The sequence below is a fragment of the Mycobacterium sp. 852002-53434_SCH5985345 genome (assembly GCF_001667155.1).
GTDB lineage: Bacteria > Actinomycetota > Actinomycetes > Mycobacteriales > Mycobacteriaceae > Mycobacterium.
Window position 1 is genome coordinate 1 of the sequence record NZ_LZIE01000025.1, and the last position, 22,638, is coordinate 22,638.

The following is a 22,638-nucleotide window of genomic DNA, read 5'->3' on the forward strand; positions in this document are numbered from 1 at the left end:
TTCAACCGGGGCGGCCCGTACCTGGCGCGCGGCGCCGCCGACCTGGTGCCCACGGCCCAGCTGCTGGACACCTACAGCCCCGAGATCTATTGCTTGCTGCGCAACGAAAACGATGCGCTGGCCGCCACGGGCGCGGCCGAGGGCGGTTTCAACGGCTACTCGTTGAATATGAACACCGAGGCGCTGTCCGGGTTGGGGCTGCTGGCCAACCCGGTCTCGGCGGTGGCCACCCTTGCCAGCCTGGTCGGCGGGCTGGCCGGGGTCGTCGGCGGCGCGCCGAACCCGTACAGCTACCCGGAAAACCTGCCGCGGGTGAACGCGCGCGGCGGCCCGGGGGGCGCCCCGGGTTGCTGGCAGCCCATCACCCGACACCTTTGGCCCGCACCCGAATTGGTGATGGACACCGGGAACAGCATCGCCCCCTACAACCACCTCGACACCGGGTCGCCGTACGCGATCGAATACGTCTGGGGCCGCCAGGTCGGGGATAACACGATCAATCCCTAGAACTGCGCCGCGAAGAATGCAGAATGTCCTCGTGCTTGTGCGCAGGGACCGTTGACGTGCCGGGGTTCGGCTTCCACACCCTGGCGCTGCTGACCGCGATCGGATTGGCCGGTCCGCTGCTGGCGGCGCTGCCGCGCCTTCGGATACCGGTGATCATCGGCGAGCTGGTCGCGGGCCTCGTCGTCGGCCGGACCGGTTTGGGCGTCGTCGATGTCACCAACCCGACGTTTCAGCTGCTCGCCAACATCGGTTTCGCGTTGGTCATGTTCGTCGTGGGCACCCATGTCCCGGTCGGCGCCACCGCACTGCGCGCGTCGCTACCGCAGGCGCTGGCGCGGGCGGCGCTGGGTGGCGCCGTCGCGGTGGCGCTCGGGGCCGGATTGGCGGCTGCCTTCGGCACCGGCCACGCGGCGATGTACGCCGTGCTGATGGCCTCGTCGTCGGCGGCGCTGGCGCTGCCGGTGATCGATTCCCTGCGATTACAGGGGCCGCAGGTGATTGCCGTTACGGCGCAGATCGCTATTGCGGATGCCGCCTGTATTGTCTTGCTGCCGTTGGTGATTGACCTCCGGCATGCGCCCACCGCCGCGCTCGGCGCGCTGGCCGTGGCCGCGTGTGCGGGGGTGTTCTACGTGCTGCTGCGCGCCTCCGACGCCAAGGGCTGGCGCCGCCGGATGCACGTTTACTCCGAGAATCGGCGGTTCGCCCTGGAATTGCGCACCAACCTCATCGTGCTGTTCGCCCTCGCGGCCCTCGCCATGAGCACGCACGTGTCCGTCATGCTGGCGGGCTTCGCGGTGGGCCTGGTGGTCGCCATGGTCGGCGAACCGCGACGGTTGGCGCGCCAGCTGTTCGGAATCACCGAGGGGTTTTTCAGCCCGCTGTTCTTCGTCTGGCTGGGCGCTTCCCTACAGGTGCGCGAGCTCGGTGCGCACCCGAAGCTCATCCTGCTCGGCGCGGGACTGGGGCTCGGGGCCGTGCTGGCACACTGCGCCGGCAGGCTGCTCGGCCAGCCGCTCACCCTGGCGGTGCTTTCGGCCGGGCAGCTCGGGGTGCCGGTGGCCGCGGCCGCCATCGGCACCCAGGAACACCTGCTCGTCGCGGGCGAAGCGTCGGCGTTGATGTTCGGCGCCTTGTTGACCATCGCGGCCGCCTCGGTCGCGGGCGCGTTCGCGTCACGGAGCCAGGTGACCAAGGGCCCTTCCGCCGCGGGACCTCCGCATCCTCGAAAGGACGACTGAAGCACCTGCCGCCCGGTTGCGTTCGGCCCTGTGGGCCGGAGCGGTGGAGTGGTCGGATGTATTCCAGGCTCGATCGAGGAGGCCGTGATGAGGCTCACAACAAGACGCCACCACCTGCGAGCCGTGCCGACCCCGATGATGTACCGCGTCACCGATCGTTTGCACGGCGGACGCACCGTCCGGGTGCCCGGTCATGAGATCGCACCCATCGTCACGGCATGGCTGGCGGAGCTTGGCGCCCACAGCCCCCTGGTTGACGAGCTGGCACGGGCGGCGTGCCTCGGCGACTGGTCGGTGGCCTACGCCATCGGCGATCGGCTATCCGTCGACGTGAGCGTCGCGGCGGCCGCGTAGCTATGCGATTGGCCCAAAGTCCCTCGGGCTAGAGCCGTCAGGCTCTCGTCGGGCCGGCACCGATCGGCAATCGTAGGTAAGACGAAGAAATACCGAAGGGAAACGACCGCCATGAACACTCGATTTCCGGATGCCGGCACGGTCCGGACGGTCTTGAGTTTGGCATCTCGGGCGCCTTCGGTGCATAACACCCAACCCTGGCGGTGGCGGGTGGACGCAACGAGCCTGCACCTCTACTCCGACACGAGCCGGCAACTGCCCAACACCGACCCGGATGGCCGTGACCTGATGCTGAGTTGCGGTGCGGCCCTGCATCACTGTGTTGTCGCGCTTGCGGCGGTCGGGTGGCTTTCCAAGGTGACCCGGCTCCCGAACCCCGCCGACCCCAGCCACCTTGCGGCCATCGAGCTTTCGCCACACCGCGCCGACTCCGTCGACATCGCGCTGGCCGCGGCCATACCGCGGCGGCGAACCGACCGGCGCTACTACAGCTCCTGGCCCGTGCCGGTGGGCGATGTTGCGCTGATGGCGGCGCGGGCGGCTCGAAACGGGGTAACGCTGTGCCAGGTCGAAGACCTCGACAATCTGCGGAAGATCGTCGCTCAATCCATCCGCGACCACATGAATCAGGACTATCTCGCCGAGCTCACCGAGTGGAGTGGTCGCTACGCGTCGGTGGCCGGTGTCCCTGCCCGCAACACGCCGGTGCCGGATCTCACGGCGAAGATTCCGGGCCGGGTCTTCGCCGGCCCGGTGCTGCCCATGCCGCCGGACTCGTCGTCGGCCGACGACAACGCCGTCGTTCTCGCACTTGGCACCCGCAACGACGACCGCCTGGCCCAGCTACGCGCCGGCGAGGCGACCAGCGTCGTGCTGCTCACCGCGACGTCGCTCGGGCTGGCCAGTTGCCCGGTCACCGAACCGTTGGAGACGCCCGAAACGCGCGCGGCGGTCCAGTCCGACATCTTCGGCGACAGCAGTCATCCTCAGATGCTGCTTCGGGTCGGCTGGGCGCCCATCAACGCGGACCCGTTGCCGGCGACACCGCGGCGCGAGCTCTCCGACTTCGTCGAGTGGGTGACCGATCACCAGCACCAGGTCGCCCTCTGAACCGGCGAATCCACCGAAACGGTTGCGGCGCAGAGGACACTATGGAGACGTTCACCTGGGAACCCAGCCGCTGGCGGATCGCTCGCGTCTTCGGCCGTAACCCGTTGCTCCGCCGCGCGGACCGCATCGAATCGTTGGTCATGTTGGTCGCGCTTGTCGTATCCATGATCGCCGTCCCCTTCGCCGGTGTGCTCGGCGCGGTGACCTACGGCGCGCGGGATGGGGTGTACACCCGGGAGGCGCACGAGCGGCACCGGGTAATGGCGACGATCGTCGACGCTCTGGTCGAGGATTTGGGTGTCGTTGTCGTGCAGGCGAAGTGGCCAGGGCCGAGCGGGGAGCGCAACGGACCACTGGTGGTCACCGAGCAGGCCAAGGTGGGCGGAACCATCGAGATGTGGGTGGACGGGGACGGCAATCCGGTGGATCCGCCCACCCCCGCCTGGCTCGCCGTGGGCGAGGCGGCCGGCGTGGCGCTGGTGACAGCGCTGGCGGCGACGATGACGATGGCGGCACTCGTGGCGGTCGTCCGGTCCCGGTTGGATCGCGCCCGCGACGCCCTGTGGGAACGCGACATCAAGTTGCTCGCGGAGGCCTCGTAGCCGATGACCCCGTTGCCAAACCCCTATACAGCACAACCGAACCGGCGGATGATGGGCCGATGAGCGGATACGGCGAGAACCACGGTGCCGCATCGTTTGACACCGCCGGACTGCACCGTCTGGTCGAGATCCTGATCGAGCGCGGATACCGTGTCATCGGTCCGACGTTGCGGGACAACGCGATCGTGCTGGATCAGCTGGAGTCCGCCGCCGACCTGCCGCGGGGATGGGGCGTCGACGTGGCGCCCGGGCAGTATCGGGTGCGCAGGCGTGACGATGACGCGGCGTTCGGGCACTCATCGGGGCCCCAGTCCTGGAAGCAGTTCCTGCACCCGCCGCGGCGCCGGCTGTGGTCCGGCACCCGGGACGGGTTCAGCACCGCCGATTCCGACGAGGAGGTTCCGCGGTACGCGTTCCTGGGCGTGCGTGGGTGTGACTTGGCCGCGATCGCGACGCTCGACCGGGTCCTTGGCCGGGGCCAGTTCCCCGACAACTCCTTCGTCCGCCGGCATCGCCAGATCTTCGTGGTCGCGGTGAATTGCACGGAGCCGGGCGGCCTGTGCTTCTGCGCCTCGATGGGCACCGGCCCCGCGGCCGGACCGGGCTACGACTTGGCCCTCACGGAGCGGCCCGACGACGATGGCGTGACCTACGTGGTCGAGGTGGGCACCGACGAGGGTGCCGAAGTCCTTGCCGCAGTTCCCCATCGGGTTGCCGACGATGCGGAGATCGATTCGGCGCACGCCGCGGTGCAGGCCGCTTCGCACCGGATGGGCCGCGCGATGCCGGACACCAACCTGCGCAACCTGCTGATCGAGTCGCGCGAATCGCCGCAGTGGGAGGAGGTCGCCAGCCGCTGCCTGACCTGCGGCAACTGCACGATGGTGTGCCCGACCTGCTACTGCACAAGCACCGAGGACGTCAGCAACCTGACCGGTGAGCACGCCGAGCGCTGGCAGCACTGGGCTTCGTGTTTCGAGTTCGATTTCACCTACGTGCACGGCGGCGGCAGCGTGCGCCAGTCCCCGGAATCGCGGTACCGGCACTGGATCACCCACAAACTGGGCACCTGGCACGACCAGTTCGGCTCCTCCGGCTGTGTCGGCTGCGGGCGCTGCATCGCCTGGTGCCCCACCGGGATCGACATCACCGAAGAGATGAACAAAATGGCCCGCGATGACTGACGGCACACCACCGTCCTCGATGGCGCCCAACCCCTACCGGGTACGCAGCCGCGTCGTGGAAAGCCCCGACTCGGCGACCCTGTGCCTCGAACCGCTCGGCGAAGCCCTGCGCACCCCACAGCCCGGGGAGTTCATGATGCTCTACGCCTTCGGCGTCGGCGAGGCCGCGATCTCCATCAGCGGCGACCCCACGGTCACCGACGGCTCGATCACGCACACCATCCGCGCGGTCGGGGCGGTGAGCCGCGCCCTGCACGACGCGCAGCCGGGCGCAGTCATCGGGGTGCGGGGCCCGTTCGGCACGACCTGGGGGCTCGAGGAAGCCGCCGGGCGAGATCTGGTCATGGTCGCCGGGGGTGTGGGGCTGTGCCCGCTGCGCCCGGCGATACTGGGCGCACTGGCCGCGCGGGCGCGCTACGGCAAGCTGATCCTGATCGCGGGCGCCCGCTCGCGCGAGGACTTCGTGTTCGCCGCCCAGCTCGAGACGTGGTCCGCCGACCCGCAGATCGAACTGCACTTGACCGTCGACGTCCCGGTCCATGGCTGGCGCGGCGAGGTCGGCCTGGTCACCGAGCCGCTGAAGCGGCTCGCGTTGAATCCCGACCGCACCACCGCGTTTCTATGCGGCCCGGAGCCGATGCTGCGGTTCGCCGCGGAGGCGTTGTTGGCCAAAGGTATGGCTGCCAACGATATTCGGGTATCGCTGGAGCGCAACATGCAATGCGGAATCGGAACGTGCGGCCACTGCCAGCTGAGCCAGTTGCTGGTGTGTCGCGACGGGCCTGTCGTCGGTTACGACGTCGCCGCCCCGCTACTGGCAGTCAAGGAGCTGTAATGGGTCCCACTCTGGCCGTGTGGAAGTTCGCTTCCTGCGACGGTTGCCAGCTGACGCTGCTCGACTGCGAGGACGAGTTGCTGACCCTCGCCGACCAGGTGCAGATCGCCACCTTCGCCGAAGCGTCGAGCTCGATGGTCGGCGGACCCTACGACGTGTCTCTTGTCGAGGGCTCCATCACCACCCATCACGACGAGCAACGGATCCGCGAAATCCGCGACCAGTCCAAGGTGCTGGTAACCATCGGCGCGTGCGCGACGGCCGGGGGAGTGCAGGCGCTGCGCAACTTCGCCGACGTCGCCGAGTTCGCATCCGTCGTATATGCCAAGCCGGAATACATTGACACGCTGGCAACCTCGACGCCCGCCTCGGCGCACGTCAAGGTGGATTACCAGGTGCCGGGCTGCCCGATCGATCGGGGCCAGCTGCTCGACACCTTGGCGGCCCTGCTGATCGGGCGCAAACCCCGGCTCCCGGCCAAGACCGTGTGCACCGAGTGCAAGCTGCGTGGGACCACGTGTGTCGTTGTCGCCGACGGCATTCCGTGCCTGGGGCCGGTCACCCACGCCGGGTGTGGTGCGTTGTGCCCCAGCCATCATCGCGGTTGCTACGGCTGTTTCGGCCCGTCCGCGGCGCCGCAAATCGGGACACTGATCCCGTTGCTGCGCCGCGACGGGATGTCCGACGGTGACGTCGACCGGGTGTTCTCGACCTTCAACGTCGTGAACTTCGCTGCCGAGCGGGGCAAGCCGTGAACCCGGCGACCCGGACGCTGTCCGTCGGCACCCTGACCCGGGTGGAAGGCGAAGGGGCGCTGCACGTCACGCTCAAGGACGGTGCGCTGCAAACCGTCGAATTGAACATCTATGAGCCGCCCCGATTTTTTGAAGCATTCCTGCGAGGACGCGCCTACACCGAGCCGCCGGATCTCACCGCGCGGGTGTGCGGAATCTGCCCGGTCGCCTACCAGGTGAGCGCCTGCAACGCGATCGAAAGCGCCTGTGGCGTCGAGGTGGATCCAGAGCTCGTCGCGCTGCGCCGGCTGCTGTACTGCGGCGAGTGGATTCACAGCCACATGCTGCACATCTATCTCTTGCACGCACCCGACTTCCTCGGCTACCCCGATGCGATCGCGCTGGCTCGCGACGAGCGCGAGATCGTCGAACGCGGCCTGCGATTGAAGAAGGCGGGCAATGCGCTGATGGACTTCGTCGGCGGGCGGTCGATCCACCCGATCAACGTGCGCCTGGGTGGGTTCTACTCGGTGCCCAGCCGGTCGCAGTTCGCTCCCGTCGCCGAGCAGTTACGCCGGGCGCTCGACGACGCGGTCGCGACGGTCGAGTGGGTAGCCGGTTTCGACTTCCCCGACCTCGAACTCGACCATGAGATGCTGGCGCTGAGCCAGGTCGGCCAGTATCCGATCGAGAACGGCGTCATCGCGCGCAGCGCCGGGGAGGCGTTCGCGGTCAACGACTTCACCGAGCACGTGCGCGAGTTGCAGGTGCCCCATTCCACCGCCCTGCACGCGACGCTCGACGGCGGCCGCTACATCACCGGCCCCCTGGCGCGCTATAGCCTGAACTCGTCGGCTCTTTCACCGATCGCGGCCCAGGCGGCCGCGGCGGCCGGGCTCTCGCAGGAATGCCGAAATCCGTTTCGCAGCATCATCGTTCGCTCCGTAGAGGTCGTCTACGCGATCGAAGAGGCGCTGCGCATCATCGACGGATACGAGCGGCCGCCACGGCCTTTCGTCGACGTACGGGCCCGGCCGGGAACCGGGCACGGCGTCAGCGAGGCGCCCCGTGGCCTGCTGTATCACAGCTACGACATTGATCATGGCGGGCTGGTCTGTGCGGCGACGATCATCCCGCCCACATCGCAGAACCAGGCCGCCATTGAAGCGGATCTCGCCCGGGTGGTGTCCGACAACCTCACCTTGGACGATGCCGCCCTGACGGCCCTGTGCGAGCGGGTGATTCGTAATTACGACCCATGCATTTCCTGCTCGGCGCACTTCTTGACGCTGACGGTGCAGCGACGATGACCGAGGGTGCCGGCAGGGTTGCCGTGATCGGGCTCGGCAATTGCTACCGGCGCGACGACGGCGTCGGCGTGGCCGCTGCGATGGCAATGGAACGCCTCGCCTGGCCGAACGTCGTTGTGCATACGGGCATTGCGGAACCGTTGGGGGTTCTCGACGCGTGGAGCGGGGCGGAGCTGGCCGTGGTCATCGACGCGGCGGTCGTCACCCCGGCGGCCCCGGGCCGCGTCCATCGCTACCAGCTGGACGAGGTGCCCACCCAAGCCGAGGGGTTGAGCTCGCACAGCATCGATATCGGCCGCACCCATGCGCTGGCTCGAGAGCTCGGGCGGGTACCCGGCGCGGTGGTGGTCTTCGCCGTCGAGGCGGCAGACACCGGCCATGGGGATGGGCTGAGCCCGATGGTCGAACGAGCCGTCCCGGTGGTGGTCGGCATGGTCGCCGCCGAGATCAATCGCTTTCGGTCAGCGAAGCGATCGCGGCACGCAGATTCTCGGTGATCTCGGCGGCGATCGCGATGAGCGCAGGCTCACCGGTCACCTCGACCAGGAGCCCGAGATCCATCGCCTCGACGATCACCGTGCCCGGGTCACCCGGGTCGGCGCGCACCAACACGTTGCACGGCAGCAGCAGGCCGATCTCTCGATCCACACCGATGGCGCGATACGCCACGGCGGGATCGCAGGCGCCCAGGATCAGGTAGTCCTCCATCTCCACACCAAGCTGAACCTGCACCTTCGCCCTGACATCTATTTCGGTCAGCACGCCGAATCCGTGCTGTGCAAGGGCTCCCCGAGTGCGGGCCGCCGCATCGTCGAACCGGGCCGCCACCCTGGTTGATAATCCCGCGCTCACCGATAGGCCATCCGTCAGGAAATCAGTCCGGTTCCCCGTACCGCCGCAGGAAGGTCTATGTGCTTGCCGCAGTTCGGGCAGAACTGCTCGCTCGGGTGGTGCTCGGCCCCGCAATGTGCGCAGAAGTGCGGTTCACCGGCATCCAACTCATGCTTGGGCATCAGACGAAGCGGTTGTACGTCGGGTGCCGTGGGGACGCGACGATGGAGCCTGAGCCCCAGGTAGGTCAGGCCGGCGCCGAGCCCGAGCACCGAAGCGACGCTGATGACGAGGTACCACAACAGATTCCGTCCGCTCAGCGGGGAGGAATCCCCGTACTGCTGGCGCAGGTTGACCGCCGTTGTCTTGAGATCGTCCAGACCGGGGTAGCCGGGCGACATCGCCAGGGTCTGGTCGAACTCGTCGATCGCATCGGTGTAGCGACCCGCATAGAAGTCGGTCAATCCCTTGCGGTAGAACCGGTCCGCGGGTCCAAGCGCCGGCTTCACACCCTTGCCGGCCAATATCGCAGCGATGCCGTCGGCCGGCGTGATGAAGTTGAACGGCTGTGTTTCGTTGACCGGGGCGAAGCTGTTGACGCCGAGCACTTTTCCGTTCAGCCCGACCGTCGGTCCACCGCTCATGCCGTCGGTCATCGCGGCGTCGATCTCGTACTCGGGATTGGATCCCGCGAGGGACTTCTTGCTGACCTTGCCGCTCTTGTAGGTGGGGTCGAGCGAAGGGCCGGTGATGTTTTGGGTGCTCTCGGGGAAGCCCACCGCGAGGACGGGCGTGCCGATAGTGACGTCGGCATCGGTAGCGAGTTCCGACGACGGTAGGTTGCGCTTGGGGATCTTGAGGAGAGCGGCGTCGCCCTTCCCCATCGGCCGGAAATCGGCGACGTTGGCGGCCAACTTATCCACGAGTTTCGTTCCCGTGCCCGACATCAGCGTGATGCCCACGTGGGGGCCTTGGCCGGGTGTGTCGCCTTCCACCCTCGCGTTCTTTTGCAGCCAGTCCAACGTGACCGCCGGATCGCTCGACTCGGGCGCATCCGGATACTCGTTCTGGTATTGGAGGGCGGCCCGTTTGAGGATCAGAAGTGTGGCGCTCGCCGGGTCGACGCAGTGGCCCGCCGTCGCCACCCAACCGTCGGGGTTGACGACGAAGGCCGTGCAGTGCCAGGTGGCCAGGAACGGCATGCTGGTGCCTCGCCCGAATTGGGACATCACCTCACCGTTGGGGAGCCGGACCAGCCCGTAGCCTTCACCGGCGAGATACATGATGGACGGCCGGATCAGAGCCGCTGCCCGCTCCTCGGGCTTGGCTTGTGGACGCCCGCTGTCGGCAGCCGCCATGCCCGCCGGCCCCGCCAACAGCATGAGGGCGGCGGCCGGCAACGCCAGCGCTCTCGCCGCTATTCGAGTCACGGCCGGGGCCGCCGCAGCTGGGCTTCGGCCCAATGGGACGGGCGGGTCATCGATGACGGATGACGGCGCATCGCCTCGACGCGCTCGGCCGCCTGTCGTTGCGCTGAAATCCAGGCCGGATGCGACTCGAGGACGATGATCTTCGCACCGGCATCCGTTGCGGGAACTGTCACAGTCACAACCCCTATTCGACCGGTTCGCCGGGCACGTGGATAGGGACCGAAGTCCCGACCGTGAAGGACCTCGGTTCGTCTGCCGATTTCGGCTTTCAGCAGGGACGATTCACAGAAGTGACCAAGGCCCTCACGGCGCTGTGCCTTTGCGCCCTTACCGAGGCCGCCATTCCCGCGGAGCATGGAACCGTCTGAGCCACATTCGCAAAGGAGTTGGCCATGAGGTCGCTTATCGTGTGCGCTTCGAGGTCGCATGGCAACACCCGCCTGGTGGCCGATCGGATGGCCGCGGTGCTGGGTGCCGAGGTCGTCACACCGGAGTCGGTCGACCCGGGCACCGTTCACGACTACGACCTCGTCGGGTTCGGTTCCGGCATCTACTACATGATGATGGACGCGAGGCTGCGCAAATTGATCCGTCAGCTCCCGGCCGCCGACCACCCAACCGCGGCCTTCACGTTTTTCACCAGCGGCGCACGCGAGGTTCCGCTGTTGGGTTACCACAAACCCGTTCGGGAGAAGCTCGAGCAGAAGGGGTTCGAGGTCGTCGGATCGTTCTCGTGCCGGGGGTTCGACACGGTTGGGCCGTTCGGATTCATCGGCGGGATCAACCGGGGGCGGCCCAACGAACACGACCTCGATCGCGCGGCGGCGTTCGCCGCCCGGATTCACAAGCGGGCCGCCGGCTCTCCGGCGGCTTCGTGACGGTGCGAAGCGGATCGAGGTGATCGTGATGGGCCAGATTGCCGCAATTCTGGTGGTCTTGGGCATTGTCGTCGCGGTGTTGCTGGCGGCGTCGATCAGGGTGGTGCAGCAGTACCAACGGGGTGTGCATTTCCGCCTCGGCCGCGTGATCGGCGTTCGCGAACCCGGGTTGCGGATCATCATTCCGATCATCGACCGCCTGTGGCGGATTTCGATGCGGATCGTGACCATGCCCATCCAGTCCCAGGGCATCATCACCCGCGACAACGTGAGTGTCGACATCGCCGCGGTTGCCTATTTCCGGATCGTCGATGCCCGCAAGGCCGTCGTGGTGATCGAAAACGTCCACGCCGCCATCGATCAGATCGCACAGACCACCCTTCGCAATGTCGTCGGGCAACATTCCCTCGACGAGGTGCTCGCCCAAACCGAGAAGATCAACGGCAGCATTCGCCAGATCCTCGACGCCACCACGGTGGACTGGGGCGTGGAGGTCACCTTGGTAGAGCTCAAGGACATTCAGCTCCCCGACAGCATGAAACGCGCGATGGCGCGCGAGGCCGAGGCGGAGCGGGAGAAGCGGGCCAAAATCATTGCGGCCGAGGGGGAAGCCCGTGCCGCGGCTGCCCTCGGCGACGCCTCAGACACCATGATGCGTCACCCGCTGGCCCTGCAGCTGCGCAACCTGCAGACCTTGCTCGAACTGGGGGTGGAGAAGAACACCACCATCGTCTTCCCGGCCCCGCTGATGACCGCGATCGGGGAACTCACCGCCTTCTTGGCGCGTGAGACCGACGCGTCCAAGAGCCCCGGGGAATCCGAGGAGAAGCTGGCGCGGGCGGCGGCACTGCAATGAAGGATCGGGTGACCTTTGACCCTGTCCCGCAGCCGGTTTCGTGACGTAGCACTTTAACCATGCGCCACAGGACACAACCGCCACAGGACATCGACGTGCAGGTAGCCATCCGGGACGAGCTTCCCGCTGCGGCCGAGTACGCCCGCACCAAGGTCGGTGAGCTCACGCGGTACGCGAGCCGGCCGGTGCGGCACGCCCGTGTGAGACTGAGCAGACATCGCGACCCGGCGGTGCAGCGGCCCGTCGTCGCGCAAGCCAATCTCGACGTCGATGGCCGAGCGGTCCGCGCCCAGGTCCAGGCCGACACGGCGCGGGAAGCGGTCGATCTTCTCGTGGCGCGATTGCGCCGCCGCCTCGAACGCGCCGCCGGGCGCTGGGACGCGCGCCGCGGCGAGCTGCCGCCGGCGGGCCCCCACGAATGGCGGCATGAGTCCGAGCCGGCGCACCGGCCGAACTATTTCCCCCGTCCGGCCGATCAGCGCCGCGTCATCCGGCGCAAGTCGTTCACGATGGCGCCCTGCACCGTCGACGATGCCGCCCGCGAAATGGACCTGCTCGACTACGACTTTCACCTGTTCACGGAGAAGGGCACGGGCACCGCAAGTGTGCTGTATCGCGCCGGGCCGACGGGCTACCGCCTCGCGCTGGCCGCGCCGGCTCTGACCGACCGGGTGAGCCGGCATGCGTTGCCGGTGACGATCAGCCAACAACCGCTGCCGTGCCTCACCGAAGAGGGAGCCGCCGACCGGCTGGCCATGCTCGGCCTGCCGTTCCTGTTCTTCATTCACGCCGCCTATGGCTGCGCCAGCGTGCTTTACCACCGCTACGACGGCCATTACGGTCTGATCACCCCGGCCGGCTAGGACCCTTCAGCGGCGCGCAGAGCATATCGGCGCACCACCAAGGACCAAGGACCCTCGCAGGCATCGGGGCGCTCCGCGCAGACTGGCGCCATGTCCAAGATGTCGAGGCGGATCGCCCAGACCACCGTGTTGCTCACCGCGCTCTACTGCGCGCGCAGGTATTACCGCAACTGGGGTGCAACCAAGGCGGAGTCGCAGATGCGCGTGCCGGGTGACGCCTTGGTCAGCGATCCGGCGGTTCAGACGACCGAGGCGGTCGACATCGATGCAACCGCGTCCGTGGTCTGGTCCCGGCTCCTGCAGATCGGCCGGGACAGGAGAGAAGGCTACGGCTCCGAGGCGGAAAGCGGTGCAGGGCAAGATGCTAGCGAGGGACTGCGGGTGGGGGATTCGGTGCGCCTGGCTCCCGAGGGCTGGATGGGGTTACCCGGCGGGTTGACGTTACGCGTCACGGAGATCGTGCCCGAAAAATACGTGGTCCTCAATGCCATGCGATCCGAGCCGCAGTGGAACGTGGTCTTGTCCCTTCATCTCCAGCCGCACTGGGAGGACCGCGTCCGGCTGCTGGCGCGCGCTCGAATCGCCCTGCGCTACCCGGGGGAAGTGTTTGTGATGGAACTGGCCAGGCCGTTGATAGCGCTCGGGACCCGTGGGCTGATGCTTGCGATCAAGCGGCGGGCGGAGCGGCCCGCCGAGCCAGCGCCGATCCGTTCGTCGGTCGAAACAATCTGACAGCTCCCGCCTTTGCCCGCGTTGCCCATTGGTCCACCGCGGGAAGGCCGAACGACCCTAGCGCCGACCGAGCGGACTGCCTAACTTCGACAGCAGAAAGGTCGGATCATGAAACCAATCCTGGTAGGAATCGACGGTTCGGCGGCGGCGATCACGGCGGCGCTATGGGGTGTCGACGAGGCGATCACCCGCGGCGCGCCACTGCGTCTCATCTCCGTTATCAAGCCGGCGCACGATTCCGCGGAAGAGTACGAGCGCGACTTCGCACACGCCGAGAAGTCGCTGCATGCAGCACGGTTGGCCGTGGAGGCCACGGGTAAGGCGGTCGCGATCGAAACCGACGTGCCGCGGGGCCCGGCCGGCTCTGTGCTGTTGGAGGCATCCTGGGATGCGGCAATGATCTGCGTCGGTTGTGTCGGCATCGGACGCTACGCACGCTCCATCGTGGGTTCGACGGCCACGGAGCTCGCCGAGAAGGCGCGTTGTCCGGTCGCGGTCTTGCGGACCGAATCCGACCGGCCGGCGCCCGACATCAACTGGATCGTGGTCCGGATGACGGACGCACCCGGCAACGACGCCGTCGTGAATTTCGCTGCGGCGGAGGCGAAGTTGCGCAGGGCCCCGATGCTGGTGCTCGGCGGCCGGCCCGAGGAACTCACCGAGCACGCCGACGGCGAATTCGAACGCCGGGTCGCGGCATGGCGGCAGCACTATCCCGAGGTGCGGGTCTACCCGATCACTACCAAGCACGGCATCGCCAGCTACCTGAGCGCCAACGACGAGAGGGTTCAGCTCGCCGTGATCGGGGCCGACGAGGCCGGTCAGCTCGCTCAATTGGTCGGGCCCCAAGGGCATCCCCTCTTCCGCCACCCCGAATGCTCCGTGCTCGTCGTGCGCTAGTGGCCCCATGAAGATCACCCCCGGAAGCCGCGCGACCAACGTCGTGCGCGGCGGGGAACGGGTCTTGGTCGGCGCCGACGTCCCCGCGGCACGCCGCGTCAGCGTGCTGATGCTGCTGTGCGTCCTGGTTTGGCTGGTGGTCCTGGTCGCGCGAGCGTACCTCGGCTACGAACGGGTTGCCCCGGGCCGGTTCGGCTGGTCGGTGGCGCTACTGGGCGCGGCCGCTCTGATCGCTCGCGGCATCTTTCTCGGCCGTCCGGTGACCTCGGCACACGCGATGTATGCGGCCGTGGCGGTAGGCGCCGGGCTGGGCGCGCATTTCCTGTCCTGGGCCGTGCTGGGCAACGTTCTGATCGCCGGCAGTGGGCTCGCGCTGATGTCACCCACCACGGCCCGACCGCAGCCGGAGCTGCTGGGCCAGGTGTGGGCGCTGGTCGACGCCACGCGGGGGGATCCACTGGCGCCGTTCGCCATGCATTCCAGCAAGAGCTATCACTTCAATCCCGACGGCACCGCGGCGATCGCCTACCGCGCGCGGCTTGGGTTCGCCGTAGTCAGCGGCGACCCGATTGGCGATGCGGCGCAATTCGACGCTCTGGTAGCCGATTTCGTCCGCATGTGCCGCGGCCGGGGATGGCAGATCATCGTCTTGGCCGCCGGCGAACGCCACCTTCGATTGTGGCGCAGGGACACCGTGGGGCAGCCGATGCTGTCGGTGCCGATCGGCCGCGACGTCGTCGTCGACGTCCGCCACTTCACCCTGCGGGGCCGCCGATTTCGCAACCTGCGCCAGGCGGTGCAGCGCACGCACAACTGCGGTGTCACCACCGAGATCGTCGAGGAACAAAAGCTCAGCGGCGCAACGCTGGCCGAGCTGACCGAGGTGTTATACGCCGCTCACCGCGCGGTGCGCACCGACCGCGGCTTCTGCATGAACCTCGACGGCGCGTTGCAGGGCCGCTTCCCCGGTGTGTGGTTGGCCATCGCGCGGGACGGGCGCGGGCGGGCTGTCGCGTTTCACCGATACCTGACCGCCGGCGGGGGATCGGAAGTCAGCCTCGACGTGCCGTTCCGCCGCCCGGGGGCCCCCAACGGCGTCGACGAGCGGCTCAGCGTCGACATGATCGCCCACGCGGGCGCCACTGGCGGACAGCGTCTTTCGCTGGCGTTCGCCGCGTTCCCGGAAATCTTCGAGGCCGCTGAACCCGGGTCCCTGCAGCGGATCGCGCTGTGGCTGATCCACTTGCTGGACCCGCTGATCCGGCTCGAGTCCCTGTACCGCTACCTCCGCAAGTTCCACGCGCTGTCCGATCGGCGCTACGTGGTGTTGTGCGCCCACCATATTCCGGCTGCGCTGCTGGTCTTGCTGTCGCTGGAATTCGTCCCGCGCCCGCGCCGGATCAGGCCGGGCTAGCCGCGGGGTCAGTCCAGCGGCACACCGAAACGGAACCGGCGGCCCGTGACCGCCTCGGGAATGATCCGCACGAAGTGCGACTTCTCCGTGGCCGTCCAGGGCAGTACCTGAGCGCGCTCGGCTTCCTCGATTTCCTCGTTGCTGCGACAGGAACGCGCGGTGCCCTTGATGATCACGCTCCAGCCTTCGGCGACATTGTGATCGTCGACCTCGAACAGCACCCGGTTGTTGATCGCCGTGCTGACCAACTTGGTACCCTCCGCCGTACGAAACAGCACCGTATTGCGCTGCACGACGTAATTGACCGGGAAGATCTCGGGCTGGTTACCAACGCTGGTGACCAGGCGTCCCAACGTCACACCAGCCAGCAGCTCCCAGCATTCGTTCACCGGCAGGATCGAAACCCCATTATCGATCAGCGACATCAGTTGTCCTCTTCGTCGACGGCACTACACGCTCGATGGTATTGGCGATGCCGACCGGCGGCGCCGGCCGAAAGTCCCGCAGGTGCGGGACCAAAGTTCTTTACCCAGTTGCCCATACGTCGCCCAGCGCGCCGGCTAGCGGACCCGCAGGACATCGCCCAGCGGGCGTCGAGGGGTCGCCGCCGGGAGGTGCTCCAGCGGCGGCGCGATGCCCACGCGAACCAACACTTGCGGCTCGCCGGGCAGGCCGACGAGTTCGCGCACGATGTCACGGCTCTCGTCCAGTTCGATCAGATGGGTGAGCGGGCAGGTCGCCATCCCGGCGACCGTGCACTCGAGCAAGACCGTCGACAGCACCTCACCGCACCGCAGCACGTCCGACCTGGTGTCCTCGGGGGTCGACAGCACCAGGATCTTCGCCCAGTCGACCTTGACCTCGGCGCGCCGGTCCGCGTGGCTCCTGATCGGAAAGCTGCGGGCCACGTCGACCCGCCAGCTCTCCTTGTCGGAGGCCAGCGCCGTTGGCGGCATCCCCTCGGCCAATGCGAACGACGAAGTCCACCAGTCGAGTTCGGCGTGGTAGTAGGAGTCGTCGCGGCGAAGCTCCTCGGTGAGTTGCGACGCCTCCGCCAGGAGCGGTCGCACATCGTCGGGCAGAACGTCGAGGGCGACCTCGGTGTCGTCGAACGTGTCACGCAGTGCGGGTTCGAACAGGTCCCAATACGTGGGTCGGCCCAACGGAAGTCGGTCGGTGCGGCGCTGCAGGATCGCTTCGGCGCGGCGGTGCTCGGCTTCGGTGACGTGCTCTAGCGGACCGAAGGTGACCGAGGCCAGCTGGTCGGTGTCATCGGGGTCGGGAAACCGATCGACTCTCGGTTCCCAGCCCGCAGCGGTCATGGCGACGCAGAGGTGGTTCAGGACGGCGCCACAGGACAGGATCACTTCGCGGCCGGAATGGTCGGTGGCGGCTATCGCCCGCTGCCGGTCGACGAAGAGGCGCAGGACGCCGTCCTCGGCCACCCAGCGCCAGGGCTGGCTGTTGTGCACGGAGGGGGCGCGGCAGGCGAGCAGCACCGCCCGTTCGAGCACGCCGATGTCCGGCCTCGTAACTTTCATGCCAGCCCCCTGTTGAGTGCTCCCCGAAAAATGCCGCGCGGCTCAGACTTTGGAGGCGTTGGTCTCCACGTAGCCGACGACGTCGGCCAGTGTCCGCAACGTCGCGTAGTCCGACTCAGGGATATCGACATGGAATCTCTTGTGGATCCCGCGCAGAAAGCTCAGCCAGTCCATGGAATCCAGGTCGACCTGATCGCGCAGCAGGACGTCGTCGCGAATGTCTTCGGGGTCGACTTCGGGGGCGATGGTGGTCAGCACCGACAGCACGCCGGCGCGGGTGTCTTCATTCGTCATTGCGCATCACTTCTCTAGTAGGTCGGGCTGCTGGAGCAGCTCGTTGATCGCGGCCAGGAATAGCGCGCCCCGGTGTCCGTCGCTGGCGCGGTGGTCGGCGGCGAGCGTGGCCTGAACCGTTGTGACGACCCGGATCCCGCCGTCGATCACACAGACCCGCTCGGCCGGTTGGCCGAAGCCCACGATCGCGACCTGCGGCGGGTAGATGACTCCGAAGACCGCGTCGACGCCCTGGTCGCCGAGGTTGGTCAGCGTGATGGTCGGGTCCGACATCTCCGAACTCCGTAGCGAGAAGGACCGTGCCCGCGCCACCAGATCGGTGAGATCGTCCATCAATTCGTCCAGCTTCTTCTCCGGAACGTCGTGGATGGCCGGCGCGACGAGGCCGCCGCCGCGCAGCGAGATCCCGACACCGACGTGCACCCCCGCCGCGGGCTCGAACCCGTCTTCCCGCCAGAATCCGTTGAATTCGCCGAAGCGCTGTGCGGCGACGCCGACGGCCTTCAAGAGCAAGACGGCCGGCAGCACCCGTTCGTCGATGGATCGCTGCGCATTTCTCGTCGTCAGCCAGGACAGCGCCTTTTCCAGCATGATCTCTTCGGCGAGGTAGTAGTGCGGGATCTCCCGCTTCGACCGGCTCATCGCCGCCGCGATCGACTTGCGCATCTGGGTCGCGCGGTAGGCCGCCGTCGCCTTGGCCGCCGGTTGACCGACCGGCTTGACCTCGACCGGCCTGGCTGCGGCCGCATGCTCGACGTCGTTGATGGTGACGGCGCCCTGGGGTCCGGTGCCGCTCACCGCGTCGATATCGACGCTCAGCGAATGGGCCAACCGCCGCGCGGCCGGGGACACCCACCGCCGGTGTCCGGGGGCGGTCGGGGCAGCGCTGGGGACCGGTGTCGGCGTCGGCGGCGCGGTCGCAGGTGCGGTGGCCGGCGTGGCCGCCGGTGCGGGCGCCGAAGTGGTCGCCGCTTCCGGCGACGGACGCGCTGGCGTCTCCGCCTCCTCACCGGGCGCCGTCAGGGTGGCCAATGTCGTTCCTACCTGGACGGTTTCACCGATGGGCACGACGAGCTCGCTGACGATGCCCTCCTGCCAGCATTCGACTTCGACGGCGGCCTTGGTGGTCTCGACGATCGCCACGACCTGTCCGCGTGTCACCTTGTCCCCGGGCTTGACCAGCCACTCGTTCAGGGTGCCTTCATCCATGTCGGAGCCGAGCGAGGGCATCTTGAACTCGATCACGACGGGTCCCCGAACAGGCCCTGCACGGCGGCGACGATCTTGGCGGTCTGGGGGAGGGCCGCCTCTTCCATGTGCTTGGCGTAGGGCATGGGAACTTCGGCGCTGCAGACCCGGCCCACCGGTGCATCGAGGTCGTAGAAGGCGCCCTCCATCACGCGCGCGATCACTTCCGCGGCCAGGCTGCCGGTGCGCCACGCCTCGTCGACCACCACCGCCCGATGCGTCTTGCGGACGGACTCCAGGATGGTGGCGTCGTCGAGCGGACGCAGGACCCGCAGATCGATTACTTCGCAATCGATTCCGGCTAGCGAAAGCTCATTGGCGGCGTCGAGCGTCTTCGGCAGGCTGCCGCCGTAGGTGATCAGGGTAACGTCGCTGCCGCTGCGGCGGACCGCCGCCCGGGAGATGTCCGTCGGAGTGAGGACGTCGACATCCGTCGAGGTGTTGTAGAGCTGAACGTGCTCGAAGATCACCACCGGGTCCGGGTCCGCCAGGGCGGGGGCGAGCATGCCGTACGCGTCCTCGACGGTGGCCGGAGCCACCACCTTGATGCCCGGGATGTGGGCGTACCACGGTTCGAGGCTGTGCGAATGCTGGGCGGCGAGCTGGCGCCCGGCGCCCGTCGCCATCCGGACTACGAGCGGTACCGAGAACTGCCCGCCGGACATATGGCGAAGGGCCGCAGCGGTATTGACGATCTGATCGAGGGCCAACAGGCTGAAGTTGACCGTCATGACCTCCACGATCGGGCGCAACCCACCCAGCGCCGCGCCGATTCCGATCCCGACGAAGCCCAGTTCCGACAGCGGCGTGTCCCGCACGCGGTCGGGGCCGAATTCGTCCAGCAGGCCCTTGGAGGCCGCGTAGGTTCCCCCGTAACGCGCGACGTCCTCGCCCATCAGCAATACCCGCGCGTCATCGCGCAGGGCGTCGCGCATGGCGTCGTGCACGGCGGTTCGGTAGCTGGTCTTCATCGCACCGGCTCCGGAGTCAGCACGTCGCGTTCGAGATCCGCCACGTCCTCCCAGGTTCCGGCCTCGGCGTACGCCACCGCGGCCTCGATCTCGGTGGCCGCCGCGTCTTCGAGCTCACGCACGTCCGCCTCGGACAATGTGCCGTCGCCCAAACACTTCTCGGTGAACGCCTGGATCGGGTCGCGCTCGCGCCACCGTTCGACTTCGACCTTGTCCCGGTAAAGTTCGGGATCGAACATCGAATGCGCCCGGAAGCGGTAGGTGCGGAATTCGATGAAGAACGGGCCGCCGGTGTCGCGGACGTGATCGACCCCCTCCTGCGCGGCCGTGTGGCACGCTTCGACGTCCATGCCGTCGACGGCCAGCGTCGGCACGCGGTAGGCGGCCGCCTTGGCGGTGAGATCGGTCTGCGACTGCGCCCGATCCAGCGCGGTGCCCATCGCGTAAAGGTTGTTCTCGCAACAGAACAGCACCGGAAGGTTCCACAGGGCCGCCATGTTCAACGACTCGTGGAAGGCGCCTTCGGCCACCGCTCCGTCGCCGAAGTAGCAGGCGGTCACGCGCTTCTGCTGCAGCATGGCGTCGGCCATAGCGATGCCCACCGCCAGCGGCAGGCCACCGGCCACGATCGCATTGCCTCCGTAGAACCGCTTGGACCCGTCGAACAAGTGCATCGAACCGCCGCGTCCACGCGAGCAGCCCTCCTGCTTGCCGAACATCTCGGCCATGATCGAGGTCATCGGGATGCCCCGCAACAGGGCGTGCGCGTGCTCACGGTAGGTCGCGACCACCGCGTCGTCGTCGGCCAGCGCGCGCAGCGATCCGGCGGCCACGGCTTCCTCACCGACGTAGAGGTGGAGGAATCCGCGAATCTTGGCCGCGCTGTAGAGCTCTGCGCATTTTTCCTCCATGCGCCGAACGCGGATCATGTCCGACAACAGCTCATGGGCCAGCTTCGTATCGGTCACGACGGTACTCCCTCGGATTGGTGGGCCGGGTGCTGCTCGATGGTGGAGGTGTCGCCCTCCGGCAGCCCCAGTTCGCGGGCCTTGAGCAGGCGCCGCATGATCTTGCCGCTACTGGTGTGCGGCAAGGAGTCCACGAACTCGATCTCCTTGGGCGCCACCGTGGCCCCGAGCCGCTTGCGCGCGTGGCCCAGCAGTTCCAGCCGCAGGTCTTCATCAGCCACGACACCGTCCTTCAGGGTGACGAAGGCTTTGACCATCTCACCGACCGTCGGATCGGGTATGCCGATGACGGCCGCCTCGGCCACCGCCGGGTGATCGGTCAGCGCGCTCTCCACTTCGAACGGCCCGATCAGATGCCCCGCGGACTTGATCACGTCGTCCTTGCGGCCGACGAACCAGAAGTAGCCGTCGGCGTCTTCCGTCGCGAGATCCCCGGTCAGGTACAGGCCGTTCGCGAAGCAGCTGCGGTAGCGCTCCTCGGCGTTCAGGTACCCGCGGAACATCGACGGCCAGCCCGGTTTGAGCGCGAGCTCACCCTCGACGCCGGGTTCGTCGATCACCTCGACGGTGCCGTCGTCGTTGCTGCGCACGATGAAAGCGTCCACCCCGGGCAGCGGGCGGCCCATCGAGCCGGGCTTGATGTCGAACGCGGGCGTGTTGGCGATCATGATGCCGCCCGTCTCGGTCTGCCACCAATTGTCGTGAATCGGCAAGCCCAGCACCCGCTTTCCCCACCAGACGGCCTCCGGATTGAGCGGTTCGCCCACACTGGCGATGAACCGCAAACGCGGAAAGTGGTACTGCGCCGGCAGTTCCGGTCCCGCCTTGATGAGCATCCGGATGGCGGTCGGCGCCGTGTACCACACCGACACGCCCTCGTCCTGCAGGATGCGGTACCACCGTTCGGCGTCGAATTCCGCTTCGTCGACGATGGAGGTCACCCCGTGCAGCAGCGGGCTGATGATGCCGTAGGACGTCCCCGTCACCCAGCCGGGATCGGCCGTGCACCAATAGGTGTCGTCCGGGTGCAGATCGAGTGCATACAGGCCGGTGACGTAGTGCATCGCGACGGCGCCGTGCACGTGGATCGCGCCCTTCGGTGTACCCGTGGTCCCGCTGGTGAAGTGCAGCAAGGCCGGGTCGTCGGCGGTGGTGGGCTCGACCGGCGGGTTCTCATCGGCCGCGTTCACCCACTGCCAGAAGTCGAGGGTCCCCGGCGGCGCACCGTCGCCCTGCCCGTCATCGACGACGAAGATGTGCCGGACCGACGGCAGCCGATCACGAATCTTGGCGATCTTGCGCTGGTAGATCGCCCTCGTGGTGACCAGGACGTCGGCGCGCCCGAGGTTGACTCGGGTCGCGATCGGCTCCGGCCCGAAGGCCGAGAACAACGGCGAGACGACGCTGCCGTTGCGCAGCGCGCCGAGCATCGAGATATAGAGCTCGGGGCCACGGGCCATCACGACGAAAACCCGGTCGCCCCGGTTGACGCCCAACGCGCGCAACGCGCTGGAGAATTTCCTCGAGAGTCGGCCGAGCTCGGCGTAGCTGAGGTCGCGCGTGGTGATCACGCCATCCGAGGGGCGATCGACGACAAACCGCAACGCCGTCCGCGTCGCGGCCGGCCCGGCGGTGTGACGGTCAAGGGCGGCGTAGGCGATGTTGCAGAGGCCGGGCCCCATGCCCTCGCACAGATCCGGTACGTCAGACCAGTGGAACTGGGCGCGCTCGTGCTCGTAGTCCGTCAGGTTGGGCCGAACACGATGGTCATGGGCTGTTTTGCGGATGACGTCCATCAGGGGTCCTCGGTCTGGGTGGTCGCCTACATCGTTTGC

The 22,638-nt window shown here is 67.6% G+C and carries 26 protein-coding genes; 16 read left to right on the forward strand and 10 right to left on the reverse strand.

Annotated features, from left to right (window positions below; all coding sequences use genetic code 11):
• From A5756_RS04330 to A5756_RS04375, 10 genes are all read left to right on the forward strand, one after another.
• The coding region (locus tag A5756_RS04330) for an MCE family protein (RefSeq protein WP_082959981.1) at window positions 1-507 on the forward strand (507 nt) is incomplete at its 5' end.
• Between the two features lie 23 nt (window positions 508-530).
• Window positions 531-1,748: a cation:proton antiporter gene (locus A5756_RS04335; RefSeq protein WP_066947729.1), complete on the forward strand. Its 1,218-nt coding sequence runs from the start codon at window positions 531-533 to the stop codon at window positions 1,746-1,748.
• An 87-nt stretch (window positions 1,749-1,835) separates the two neighbouring features.
• Complete coding sequence (locus A5756_RS04340; RefSeq protein WP_066947891.1) at window positions 1,836-2,102, forward strand: hypothetical protein; 267 nt, start codon at window positions 1,836-1,838, stop codon at window positions 2,100-2,102.
• Between the two features lie 111 nt (window positions 2,103-2,213).
• Entirely contained in the window at window positions 2,214-3,212 is a 999-nt protein-coding gene (locus A5756_RS04345; RefSeq protein ID WP_066947734.1) for a nitroreductase family protein, read from the forward strand.
• 41 nt (window positions 3,213-3,253) lie between these two features.
• Complete coding sequence (locus A5756_RS04350; RefSeq protein WP_066947737.1) at window positions 3,254-3,814, forward strand: hypothetical protein; 561 nt, start codon at window positions 3,254-3,256, stop codon at window positions 3,812-3,814.
• A gap of 59 nt (window positions 3,815-3,873) precedes the next feature.
• Window positions 3,874-4,998: a 4Fe-4S dicluster domain-containing protein gene (locus tag A5756_RS04355; protein WP_066947741.1), complete on the forward strand. Its 1,125-nt coding sequence runs from the start codon at window positions 3,874-3,876 to the stop codon at window positions 4,996-4,998.
• Window positions 4,999-5,017: 19 nt separating this feature from the next.
• A complete protein-coding gene (locus tag A5756_RS04360; protein WP_156659230.1) occupies window positions 5,018-5,833 on the forward strand; it encodes an FAD/NAD(P)-binding protein in 816 nt (271 codons plus the stop codon).
• Window positions 5,833-6,588: an oxidoreductase gene (locus A5756_RS04365; protein WP_066947749.1), complete on the forward strand. Its 756-nt coding sequence runs from the start codon at window positions 5,833-5,835 to the stop codon at window positions 6,586-6,588. Before A5756_RS04360 ends, A5756_RS04365 begins: the two co-directional genes overlap by 1 nt.
• Window positions 6,585-7,877: a Ni/Fe hydrogenase subunit alpha gene (locus A5756_RS04370; RefSeq protein WP_066947752.1), complete on the forward strand. Its 1,293-nt coding sequence runs from the start codon at window positions 6,585-6,587 to the stop codon at window positions 7,875-7,877. Before A5756_RS04365 ends, A5756_RS04370 begins: the two co-directional genes overlap by 4 nt.
• Window positions 7,874-8,374: a hydrogenase maturation protease gene (locus A5756_RS04375; RefSeq protein ID WP_066947756.1), complete on the forward strand. Its 501-nt coding sequence runs from the start codon at window positions 7,874-7,876 to the stop codon at window positions 8,372-8,374. The genes A5756_RS04370 and A5756_RS04375 overlap by 4 nt, the downstream gene beginning before the upstream one ends.
• Here the strand turns inward: A5756_RS04375 and A5756_RS04380 are convergent.
• Genes A5756_RS04380 through A5756_RS25785 form a run of 3 tightly spaced genes read right to left on the reverse strand, consistent with a single transcriptional unit; the run spans window position 8,325 to window position 10,311 of the window.
• Complete coding sequence (locus A5756_RS04380; RefSeq protein ID WP_066947760.1) at window positions 8,325-8,729, reverse strand: DUF302 domain-containing protein; 405 nt, start codon at window positions 8,727-8,729, stop codon at window positions 8,325-8,327. The genes A5756_RS04375 and A5756_RS04380 overlap by 50 nt on opposite strands.
• Before the next feature lie 14 nt (window positions 8,730-8,743).
• Window positions 8,744-10,138, reverse strand: a complete 1,395-nt coding sequence (locus A5756_RS04385; RefSeq protein WP_231989275.1) for a trypsin-like peptidase domain-containing protein — start codon at window positions 10,136-10,138, stop codon at window positions 8,744-8,746.
• Window positions 10,135-10,311, reverse strand: coding sequence for a hypothetical protein (locus A5756_RS25785; RefSeq protein WP_156659222.1), 177 nt, complete (start codon window positions 10,309-10,311; stop codon window positions 10,135-10,137). The genes A5756_RS04385 and A5756_RS25785 overlap by 4 nt, the downstream gene beginning before the upstream one ends.
• 219 nt (window positions 10,312-10,530) lie before the next feature.
• Here A5756_RS25785 and A5756_RS04395 point away from each other — a divergent pair, with 219 nt between their 5' ends.
• The 6 genes from A5756_RS04395 (at window position 10,531) to A5756_RS04420 (ending at window position 15,781) form a co-directional block, all read left to right on the forward strand.
• Window positions 10,531-11,016, forward strand: coding sequence for a flavodoxin family protein (locus A5756_RS04395; RefSeq protein ID WP_066947770.1), 486 nt, complete (start codon window positions 10,531-10,533; stop codon window positions 11,014-11,016).
• Window positions 11,017-11,044: 28 nt separating this feature from the next.
• Window positions 11,045-11,872, forward strand: a complete 828-nt coding sequence (locus tag A5756_RS04400) for a slipin family protein (RefSeq protein WP_066947896.1) — start codon at window positions 11,045-11,047, stop codon at window positions 11,870-11,872.
• Between the two features lie 59 nt (window positions 11,873-11,931).
• Complete coding sequence (locus A5756_RS04405; RefSeq protein WP_066947773.1) at window positions 11,932-12,735, forward strand: HPF/RaiA family ribosome-associated protein; 804 nt, start codon at window positions 11,932-11,934, stop codon at window positions 12,733-12,735.
• A gap of 90 nt (window positions 12,736-12,825) precedes the next feature.
• Window positions 12,826-13,467, forward strand: coding sequence for a hypothetical protein (locus A5756_RS04410; RefSeq protein ID WP_066947777.1), 642 nt, complete (start codon window positions 12,826-12,828; stop codon window positions 13,465-13,467).
• 108 nt (window positions 13,468-13,575) lie between these two features.
• On the forward strand, window positions 13,576-14,367 hold the full coding sequence (locus A5756_RS04415; protein WP_066947781.1) for a universal stress protein: 792 nt from the start codon (window positions 13,576-13,578) through the stop codon (window positions 14,365-14,367).
• A gap of 7 nt (window positions 14,368-14,374) precedes the next feature.
• Window positions 14,375-15,781, forward strand: a complete 1,407-nt coding sequence (locus A5756_RS04420; protein WP_066947784.1) for a bifunctional lysylphosphatidylglycerol flippase/synthetase MprF — start codon at window positions 14,375-14,377, stop codon at window positions 15,779-15,781.
• Between the two features lie 8 nt (window positions 15,782-15,789).
• On the opposite strand, the gene A5756_RS04425 is transcribed toward A5756_RS04420, so the two are convergent.
• The 7 genes from A5756_RS04425 to acsA all read right to left on the reverse strand — a co-directional run bounded on the left by A5756_RS04425 (window position 15,790) and on the right by acsA (window position 22,599).
• The gene (locus A5756_RS04425) at window positions 15,790-16,206 is read right to left on the reverse strand and encodes a pyridoxamine 5'-phosphate oxidase family protein (RefSeq protein WP_066947787.1); all 417 of its coding nucleotides are present in this window, start codon (window positions 16,204-16,206) and stop codon (window positions 15,790-15,792) included.
• 135 nt (window positions 16,207-16,341) lie between these two features.
• On the reverse strand, window positions 16,342-17,322 hold the full coding sequence (locus tag A5756_RS04430) for a nitroreductase family protein (RefSeq protein ID WP_082959982.1): 981 nt from the start codon (window positions 17,320-17,322) through the stop codon (window positions 16,342-16,344).
• Between the two features lie 42 nt (window positions 17,323-17,364).
• Complete coding sequence (locus tag A5756_RS04435) at window positions 17,365-17,616, reverse strand: acyl carrier protein (RefSeq protein WP_066947791.1); 252 nt, start codon at window positions 17,614-17,616, stop codon at window positions 17,365-17,367.
• A 6-nt stretch (window positions 17,617-17,622) separates the two neighbouring features.
• Complete coding sequence (locus tag A5756_RS04440) at window positions 17,623-18,861, reverse strand: dihydrolipoamide acetyltransferase family protein (RefSeq protein WP_066947796.1); 1,239 nt, start codon at window positions 18,859-18,861, stop codon at window positions 17,623-17,625.
• A complete protein-coding gene (locus A5756_RS04445) occupies window positions 18,858-19,835 on the reverse strand; it encodes an alpha-ketoacid dehydrogenase subunit beta (protein ID WP_066947801.1) in 978 nt (325 codons plus the stop codon). Before A5756_RS04445 ends, A5756_RS04440 begins: the two co-directional genes overlap by 4 nt.
• Entirely contained in the window at window positions 19,832-20,803 is a 972-nt protein-coding gene (gene pdhA, locus A5756_RS04450; protein ID WP_066947806.1) for a pyruvate dehydrogenase (acetyl-transferring) E1 component subunit alpha, read from the reverse strand. The genes A5756_RS04445 and pdhA overlap by 4 nt, the downstream gene beginning before the upstream one ends.
• Window positions 20,800-22,599, reverse strand: a complete 1,800-nt coding sequence (acsA, locus tag A5756_RS04455; RefSeq protein WP_066947811.1) for an acetate--CoA ligase — start codon at window positions 22,597-22,599, stop codon at window positions 20,800-20,802. The genes pdhA and acsA overlap by 4 nt, the downstream gene beginning before the upstream one ends.
• Window positions 22,600-22,638: the final 39 nt, after the last annotated feature.

What these genes read in the sequence shown, in the direction of transcription:
- A5756_RS04350 (WP_066947737.1), top strand. Translation starts at nt 3,254, where the DNA reads ATGGAGACGTTCACCTGGGAACCCAGCCGCTGGCGGATCGCTCGCGTC.
- A5756_RS04405 (WP_066947773.1), top strand. Translation starts at nt 11,932, where the DNA reads ATGCGCCACAGGACACAACCGCCACAGGACATCGACGTGCAGGTAGCC.
- A5756_RS04360 (WP_156659230.1), top strand. Translation starts at nt 5,018, where the DNA reads ATGGCGCCCAACCCCTACCGGGTACGCAGCCGCGTCGTGGAAAGCCCC.
- acsA (WP_066947811.1), bottom strand. Translation starts at nt 22,599, where the DNA reads ATGGACGTCATCCGCAAAACAGCCCATGACCATCGTGTTCGGCCCAAC.
- A5756_RS04365 (WP_066947749.1), top strand. Translation starts at nt 5,833, where the DNA reads ATGGGTCCCACTCTGGCCGTGTGGAAGTTCGCTTCCTGCGACGGTTGC.
- A5756_RS04400 (WP_066947896.1), top strand. Translation starts at nt 11,045, where the DNA reads ATGGGCCAGATTGCCGCAATTCTGGTGGTCTTGGGCATTGTCGTCGCG.
- A5756_RS04410 (WP_066947777.1), top strand. Translation starts at nt 12,826, where the DNA reads ATGTCCAAGATGTCGAGGCGGATCGCCCAGACCACCGTGTTGCTCACC.
- A5756_RS04435 (WP_066947791.1), bottom strand. Translation starts at nt 17,616, where the DNA reads ATGACGAATGAAGACACCCGCGCCGGCGTGCTGTCGGTGCTGACCACC.
- A5756_RS04425 (WP_066947787.1), bottom strand. Translation starts at nt 16,206, where the DNA reads ATGTCGCTGATCGATAATGGGGTTTCGATCCTGCCGGTGAACGAATGC.
- A5756_RS04420 (WP_066947784.1), top strand. Translation starts at nt 14,375, where the DNA reads ATGAAGATCACCCCCGGAAGCCGCGCGACCAACGTCGTGCGCGGCGGG.
- A5756_RS04430 (WP_082959982.1), bottom strand. Translation starts at nt 17,322, where the DNA reads ATGAAAGTTACGAGGCCGGACATCGGCGTGCTCGAACGGGCGGTGCTG.
- A5756_RS04355 (WP_066947741.1), top strand. Translation starts at nt 3,874, where the DNA reads ATGAGCGGATACGGCGAGAACCACGGTGCCGCATCGTTTGACACCGCC.
- A5756_RS04345 (WP_066947734.1), top strand. Translation starts at nt 2,214, where the DNA reads ATGAACACTCGATTTCCGGATGCCGGCACGGTCCGGACGGTCTTGAGT.
- A5756_RS04445 (WP_066947801.1), bottom strand. Translation starts at nt 19,835, where the DNA reads ATGAAGACCAGCTACCGAACCGCCGTGCACGACGCCATGCGCGACGCC.
- A5756_RS04415 (WP_066947781.1), top strand. Translation starts at nt 13,576, where the DNA reads ATGAAACCAATCCTGGTAGGAATCGACGGTTCGGCGGCGGCGATCACG.
- A5756_RS04340 (WP_066947891.1), top strand. Translation starts at nt 1,836, where the DNA reads ATGAGGCTCACAACAAGACGCCACCACCTGCGAGCCGTGCCGACCCCG.
- A5756_RS04335 (WP_066947729.1), top strand. Translation starts at nt 531, where the DNA reads ATGTCCTCGTGCTTGTGCGCAGGGACCGTTGACGTGCCGGGGTTCGGC.
- A5756_RS04395 (WP_066947770.1), top strand. Translation starts at nt 10,531, where the DNA reads ATGAGGTCGCTTATCGTGTGCGCTTCGAGGTCGCATGGCAACACCCGC.
- A5756_RS04375 (WP_066947756.1), top strand. Translation starts at nt 7,874, where the DNA reads ATGACCGAGGGTGCCGGCAGGGTTGCCGTGATCGGGCTCGGCAATTGC.